This window comes from Amycolatopsis sp. SID8362 (assembly GCF_010550475.1).
Lineage (GTDB): Bacteria > Actinomycetota > Actinomycetes > Mycobacteriales > Pseudonocardiaceae > Amycolatopsis > Amycolatopsis eburnea.
In genome coordinates this window covers 1-6057 of record NZ_JAAGNB010000554.1, presented here as the reverse complement: position 1 = coordinate 6057, position 6057 = coordinate 1, and the positions used below count along the sequence as shown (strand labels likewise).

The following is a 6057-nucleotide window of genomic DNA, read 5'->3' as shown; positions in this document are numbered from 1 at the left end:
GCCGACGCGCACCGCCGTCACCATGGCGTGCGAGCGGAGGGTCGCCGACCGCCGCAGCCGGTAGCCGACCGCGGGGCGGGGGAGCGGGAGGGTGGCTTCGTCCGGGTTGCCGGCGGCGTCGGCGAACCGGCGGTGGGCGGCGATCAGCGTGGTGGCGAGTTCGGAGCCGGCTTCGTGCCCGGCGTCGTGGACGGCGTTCCAGGCGGCGGAAATGCTCGAGCCGGCGGCGTGCCGCGCTTCCGCGGTGGGGTTGTCGCGGGCGGCTTCGACGGCGGCGACGGCCCGCTGGACTGCGGCCCGTTCGGGCTTGGTCTTGTCGGCGAGGATCCCGGCCATGGAAACGGCCGCCGAGGCGAGGCCGCCGAGCGCCGTGCAGGCGATGATGGCCACGGGATCGGCGCCGGCTTCCGTGGCGACGGTCGCGCCGCCGCAGACGAGTGCGAAGAACAGCGCGCCGGGCGGGCCGAGCCGAAGCGCGTCGACGACGTAGACGGCCAGGACTCCGACGATGGTGACCACAATGATGACCGCCGCTTCGCCGCCGACCTTTCCGGCGAGCGTGCCCAATGCGGCGGCGAGCACGAGGGTGACGGCGGCGGTGAGGACTACGCGGGCGCGTACGCGGTAGGGGCGGCCTTCTCCGTAGAGGACGGCGAAGGCGCCGAAGGTGACGAAGAGCGCGATGTCCGCGTGTCCGGTGAGGACGGTGGCGGCCCCGGGAAGCCCGACCGCGGCGGCGGCCCGGAGCCCGGCACTCCAGCGGCGGCCCGCGGCGGGGAGGGCGAAGAGCAGCGCCCGGGGGTGGGCGATCCGGGGGAGCGGGTCCGGTTGTTCTGGCGGCACGGCCCCATTCCAGCACGGCGTCCGGGCGGTGGCGGGGTGGGAAGGAACACGCGAGGTCGGTCGCGGTGCGGGAGCAGCGGGTTCCCGGCGCGGCTCGGGCTGAGTCTGCCGCGGTTGGGTGGCCGGTGGCGGGTTCTCAGCCGGCACGGGCGGGCTATTCGGTCCAGCCGCCGAGTCCGCTGCGGTCGGTGGCGACCGTTCTCTTCCCGGCGCGGCCCGGGCCCCCGCAACGACATGAATGAGTCATTCACTTCGTCCGGCGAAGTGAATGACTCATTCATGTCATCCGGATCGCGCTCAGGCGGGGAAGAACTCCTCCACCGCCCGGCGCAACGTCGCTCGCACCGTCTCCGCGTCGTCCAGTTCCCCGCCGTGCAAGGCGCCGTCGCGCAGCAGCACCAGCACCCGGGCCGCGTGGCTCGGTTCCGGGTGGCCCAAAGCCGCCGCTTCGGCGCGCAGGACCTCGAAGAACCACTGGCGGTGGTCGTCGATCACCTTCCGGACCTGGGACTCCGGGTCCGGGTACTCCGCGGCCGCGTTGAGGAACTGGCAGCCTCGGAAGTCTTCGCCGCACGTCGCGTCGCCCACCACCGACAGGGCCGCCGCCAGTGCCTCGCGTGGGGGTTTGCCCGCGCGGGCCGCGTCGACCGCCTCGCGAATGCGGTGGCTCGTCTCCGTCAGGTAGGCCGCGACCAGATCGTCTTTCGTCGGGTAGTGCCGGTAGAACGTCGCCCGCGTCACCGACGCCTCCGAGACCAGGCGTTCCACCCCCACCGCGTGGATGCCCTCCGCGTAGAACAGCCGGGACGCGGTCGCGAGCAACCGGTCCTTCGGGTGCACCGAGGCAGACGTCATCCCGCCAGCATAGAGAAAGACTGGTCGTTCTGCCAGATCGGCTACGTCACATTGCGCGACCCAGTGAAGCGGAGCAAAGTTCAGGGGGCAGAAAGACTGATCGTTCTCTCTCAAGGAGCCCGCCATGAGCAAGCCCACCATCGTCCTGGTCCACGGCGCTTTCGCCGACTCCTCCAGCTGGACCGGCGTCGTGTCGAAGCTGCAGGAGAACGGCTATCCGGTCGTCGCGGTGGCGAACCCGCTGCGCGGCCTGGAGTCCGACGCGGCCTACGTCGCGGACGTCGTCAACGGCGTCGAAGGCCCCGTCGTCCTGGCCGGCCACTCCTACGGCGGCGCCCTGATCACCCGCGCCGCCACCGAGACGCCGAACGTCCGCGCCCTGGTCTACATCGCCGCGTTCCAGCCGGACGCGGGGGAGAGCGTCTTCGAGCTGTCCGGCCGCTACCCGGGCGCCAAGCTCGGCCCGGAGACCACCAACGTCCTGGTGCACGACGGCAACCCCGAGCTGTCGATCAAGCCGGAAGACTTCGCCGAGGTCTTCGCCGGCGACGTCCCTGCCGAGACCGCCGCCGTCCTGGCCGTCACCCAGCGGGCGGTCGCCCAGCAGGCGCTCGCCGCGCCGTTCGAGGGCACCCCGGCCTGGTCGAAGCTGCCGTCGTGGACGCTGATCGCCAACCAGGACAACGCCATCCCGGCCGCCGCCCAGGAGTTCATGGCCGAGCGCGCGAAGTCGACGGTCCGCCGGATCGACGCCTCGCACGCCGTCGCGGTGTCGCAGCCCGGCGTCGTCGCCGAGGTGATCCTGGCGGCCGCCGCCGAGTGACGCTCAGGTGATCGGCGGGAGTCCGGCGCGCGCCGTCCGGTACTCCCGCACGATCCGGGCCACGATTTCGGCCGCGGGAAGCACGGAGTCGACCAGGCCGGCCGACTGGCCCGCTTCGAGCTTCCCCTCGGCGACGTCGCCGTGCAGCGCGGCATCGCGCAAGGAAGCAGCCTGGAAAGTCTTGCGCCGCAAGTCTTCTTCGGCGCCGGACGCCTCCAGGGCCAGCATCCGCGCGGTGAACTCGTTGTCCAGCGCGCGGATCACGCCCAGGCCGTGCCCCACCGTGCGGGTGCCGTCCACTCCGGCCGAGACCACGGCGTCCTTGTACGCGGGGTGCACCGAAGCCTCGGCGCTGGCCAGGAACCGCGTGCCGAACTGCGCCGCGCCCGCGCCGAGGGCGAGCACCGCCGCCAAGCCCGCGCCGTCGGCGATCCCGCCGGAGGCGATCACCGGCAGCTCGACCGCCCGGGTCACCGCCCGCACCAGCACCGACGTCGTCACCATCGCGGGCGGCGGGTGGCCGCCCGCCTCGGCGCCGACGACGACCAGGCCGTCGACGCCCGCGTCGGCCGCCTTGACCGCGTGCGAAACCCCGGCCACGACGTGCAGGCAGCGCGTCCCGATCCCGTGGAACCGGTCCAGGTACCGCCGCGGCCCGCCCTGCGACGCGATCAGCACCGGCGGCCGGTGCCGCAGCACGAGTTCGATCACCTCGTCCACGCCCGCGCGGTACAGCGGGAGGTTGACCGCCCACGGCCGGGACGTGCCCGCGGCGACCTCGGTCAGCACCCGGTCCAGGTCGGGCAGCCGCATCGGGCCCGCCGCGACGACGCCGAGGCCGCCCGCGTTCGAAACCGCCACCGGCAGCGCGGAAGACGACGACGCCCACGACATCCCCGCCTGCACGATCGGCAGGTCGATCCCCAGCAGCCCGGTGACGGACGTCGAGATGCGCGTCATGCCCGCTCCAGCAAGGAACGCGCGTGCGCGGCGAGCCGGTTCTTCTGCACCTTCGAACTCGCGGTCATCCCGATCCCCTCGAAGCCTTCGACGATCCGCAGGTGCCGCGGCACCTTGAAGCCCGCCAGCCGTTCGCGCGCCCAGCCCAGCAGCTCCGCCTCGGAGACGCCGGGGCCGGTCACCACGACGAACGCGAACGGCACCTCGACCAGCCGCGCGTCCGGCACGCCGACGACGGCCGCCTGCCGCACCAGCGGGTGCCGGTGCAGGGTGTCCTCGATGTCGGCCGGGGCCACGTTCTCGCCGCCGACGCGGATGATGTCCTTGGTCCGGCCGGTGAAGTGGAAGCGCCCGGTCTCGTCGAGCAGCCCGACGTCGCCGGTGGCGAGCCAGCCGTCGGCGTCGATCGTCTCGGCCGTCTTGACCGGGTCGTCCAGATAGCCGACCATCACGTTCCAGCCGCGCACCAGCACCGCGCCGGGCTCGCCGGGCGCGCAGTCCCGGTCGCCGTCGAAGGCGCGGATCCGCACCTCGACGCCGGGTTGGACGGCCATCGCGCCGGACGCGCGGATCTCCTCGGGCTCCCACCACGCCGACTGCGCGACGTTCGGCGAGGCTTCCGAAAGCCCATACCCCGCAACGCATTCACGCGCGCCCAGCTCGTCGATGACCCGCCGGATCACCGTCGGCGACGCCGCCACCCAGGCCCCGCGCAGGCACAACCGGCGCTGTGCCAGGGAAGGGTGGTTGAGCAGGAGCAGCGCGATCGTGTCGTTGCCGGAGAAGTGCGTGCAGCGCTCGGTTTCCAGCAGCCGCAAGGCTTCTTCGGGCTCGAACTTCGGCATCGTCACCAGCGTCGTGGCGTGCTGGAGCGACGCCAGCACCGACAGCGTGCTGCCGGCGACGTGGAAGAACGGCCGCGCCGAGTGGAACCGGTCGCCGGGGCGCAGGCCCATCCGCGCGCCGGAGAAGAACGCGTCGGCGCACATGCTGCGGTGGGTGAGCAGGACGCCCTTCGGCCGGGACGTGGTGCCGGACGTGTACTGCACCAGCAGGATGTCCTCGGGCGCGCCGGCGGGCGGCGGCACGTCCGAACCGGCGGCGAGGAAGTCCGCCCACGGCGTGGCGAACGGCGGCACGTCGTCGCCGAGCACGATGACCGCCGGGAGGGCCGCGGCGCCGATTTCCCGCAGCATCGCGGCGAAGTCCACATTGAGCACCCGGGACGCGACGAACAGCGTGCGGACGCGGGCGTGTTCGAGGGTGTAGCGGACTTCGCCGGCGGTGAACCGGGTGTTGACCGGCACGGCGACCGCGCCCGCCGCCCCGATCGCCAGGAACAGCGCCACCCAGTCCGGCCCGTTGCCGAGACAGATCCCGACGCGGTCACCCCGCCCGATCCCGGCGGCGGCGAGCCCGGCGCGGACCCGCGAGACGCGGTCGGCCAGCTCGCCGTAGGTGATGCGTTCGGTGTCGGTGACGACGGCTTCGACGTCCGGTGCGAGCAGGGCCGCGCGGGCGAGGGCTTCGTGGGTGGTGAGGGGGCAGGCGGTGCGCAGGTCGGTCATCGCGGGTCTCCGTTCCCGGCGGCGGCGGGCGAGACTCGGTTCGCCAGGTCGCCGTAGGTGATGCGTTCGGAGTCCGGCGCGAGCAGGGCCGCGCGCGCGAGGACCTCGTGCGTGGTGAGCGGGCAGGCGGTGCGCAGGTCGGTCATCGCGGTTCTCCGTTTCCGGCGGTGAAGCGGGCGACGCCGTCGCGCCAGCCGCCGTCGGCGAGGCACTGTTCGATTGCGGCCAGTTCGATGCGGATGCCGCGGTCGAGGTCGGTTTCCGCGCCGAGGTCGACCGCGCGCTTGGTGAGCGAGATGGCCAGCGGCGGCGCCTTCGCGATGCTCGCGGCGGTTTCGTCGCCGGCCGCGGCGAGGGTGTCCGCCGGGACGACGCGGGTGACGACGCCCAGCTCGGCGGCCTCTTCGGCGCCGAGCGCGCGGTTGGTGAACAGCAGCTCCTTGGCCCGGCGCTTGCCGATGGCGCGCTGCAGGCGCTGGGTCGCGCCGACGGTACCCCAGTGCGGCTCGGGAAAGCGGAAGACCGTCCCCGAAGCGGCCAGCGCGAAGTCCGCGGCGAGGGTGATCTCCCCGCCGGAGCCGACGACCGCGCCCTGGACCAGGGCGACGACCGGCACCGGGCACGCCTCGATGGCGGCGTACGCGGCGAACGAGGCGATCCGGCGGCGGCGCACCCACGCGGCGTCCTTGCCGGTGCGTTCCTTGAGGTCGGCGCCCGCGCAGAACACCGGTCCGCGCCCGCTCAGCAGCACCACCCGGACGTCGTCGCCGAGCGACTCGAAGGCCTCCCGCAGCTCGTGGCACATCGGCAGGTCCACGGCGTTGCGTGCCTCGGGCCGGGTCAGCTCGACCCGGGCGATCCCGTCGGTCACGGTCACCCGCACGCGCCCGGTCACCGGATCACCCCCGCGGCCCGCAGGTCCTCGATTTCGGCTGGGCCGAGGCCCAGCCCGGTCAGGACGTCGTCGGTGTCGGCGCCGAGCCGAGGCGGGGTGCCCACCGGCAACGG

General features: G+C 73.5%; 6 protein-coding genes and 1 pseudogene. 1 reads left to right on the top strand and 6 read right to left on the bottom strand.

Translation table 11 applies throughout. From position 1 onward, the window contains the following. Both G3I65_RS17365 and G3I65_RS17360 read right to left on the bottom strand, forming a co-directional pair. Nucleotides 1–843 (bottom strand): annotated as a pseudogene (locus tag G3I65_RS17365) (hypothetical protein); the annotation flags it as partial. Between the two features lie 297 nt (nt 844–1140). Next, nucleotides 1141–1698: a TetR/AcrR family transcriptional regulator gene (locus G3I65_RS17360; protein WP_160697040.1), complete on the bottom strand. Its 558-nt coding sequence runs from the start codon at nt 1696–1698 to the stop codon at nt 1141–1143. Nucleotides 1699–1822: 124 nt separating this feature from the next. On the opposite strand from G3I65_RS17360, the gene G3I65_RS17355 reads away from it, so the two are divergent. Then, complete coding sequence (locus tag G3I65_RS17355) at nt 1823–2521, top strand: alpha/beta fold hydrolase (RefSeq protein ID WP_086864918.1); 699 nt, start codon at nt 1823–1825, stop codon at nt 2519–2521. Between the two features lie 3 nt (nt 2522–2524). Here the strand turns inward: G3I65_RS17355 and G3I65_RS17350 are convergent, their stop codons facing one another. From G3I65_RS17350 to G3I65_RS17335, 4 genes are read right to left on the bottom strand one after another with little or no spacing between them, the layout of a single operon-like run. Continuing rightward, complete coding sequence (locus G3I65_RS17350) at nt 2525–3481, bottom strand: nitronate monooxygenase family protein (RefSeq protein WP_160697039.1); 957 nt, start codon at nt 3479–3481, stop codon at nt 2525–2527. Next, nucleotides 3478–5049, bottom strand: a complete 1572-nt coding sequence (locus G3I65_RS17345; RefSeq protein ID WP_160697038.1) for an AMP-binding protein — start codon at nt 5047–5049, stop codon at nt 3478–3480. Before G3I65_RS17345 ends, G3I65_RS17350 begins: the two co-directional genes overlap by 4 nt. Further along, nucleotides 5046–5195 carry a hypothetical protein gene (locus tag G3I65_RS17340; protein WP_160697037.1) on the bottom strand — a complete coding sequence of 50 codons (150 nt, stop codon included), beginning with the start codon at nt 5193–5195 and terminating at the stop codon, nt 5046–5048. Before G3I65_RS17340 ends, G3I65_RS17345 begins: the two co-directional genes overlap by 4 nt. Then, a complete protein-coding gene (locus G3I65_RS17335; RefSeq protein WP_160697036.1) occupies nt 5192–5944 on the bottom strand; it encodes an enoyl-CoA hydratase/isomerase family protein in 753 nt (250 codons plus the stop codon). The genes G3I65_RS17340 and G3I65_RS17335 overlap by 4 nt, the downstream gene beginning before the upstream one ends. Nucleotides 5945–6057 lie beyond the last annotated feature (113 nt).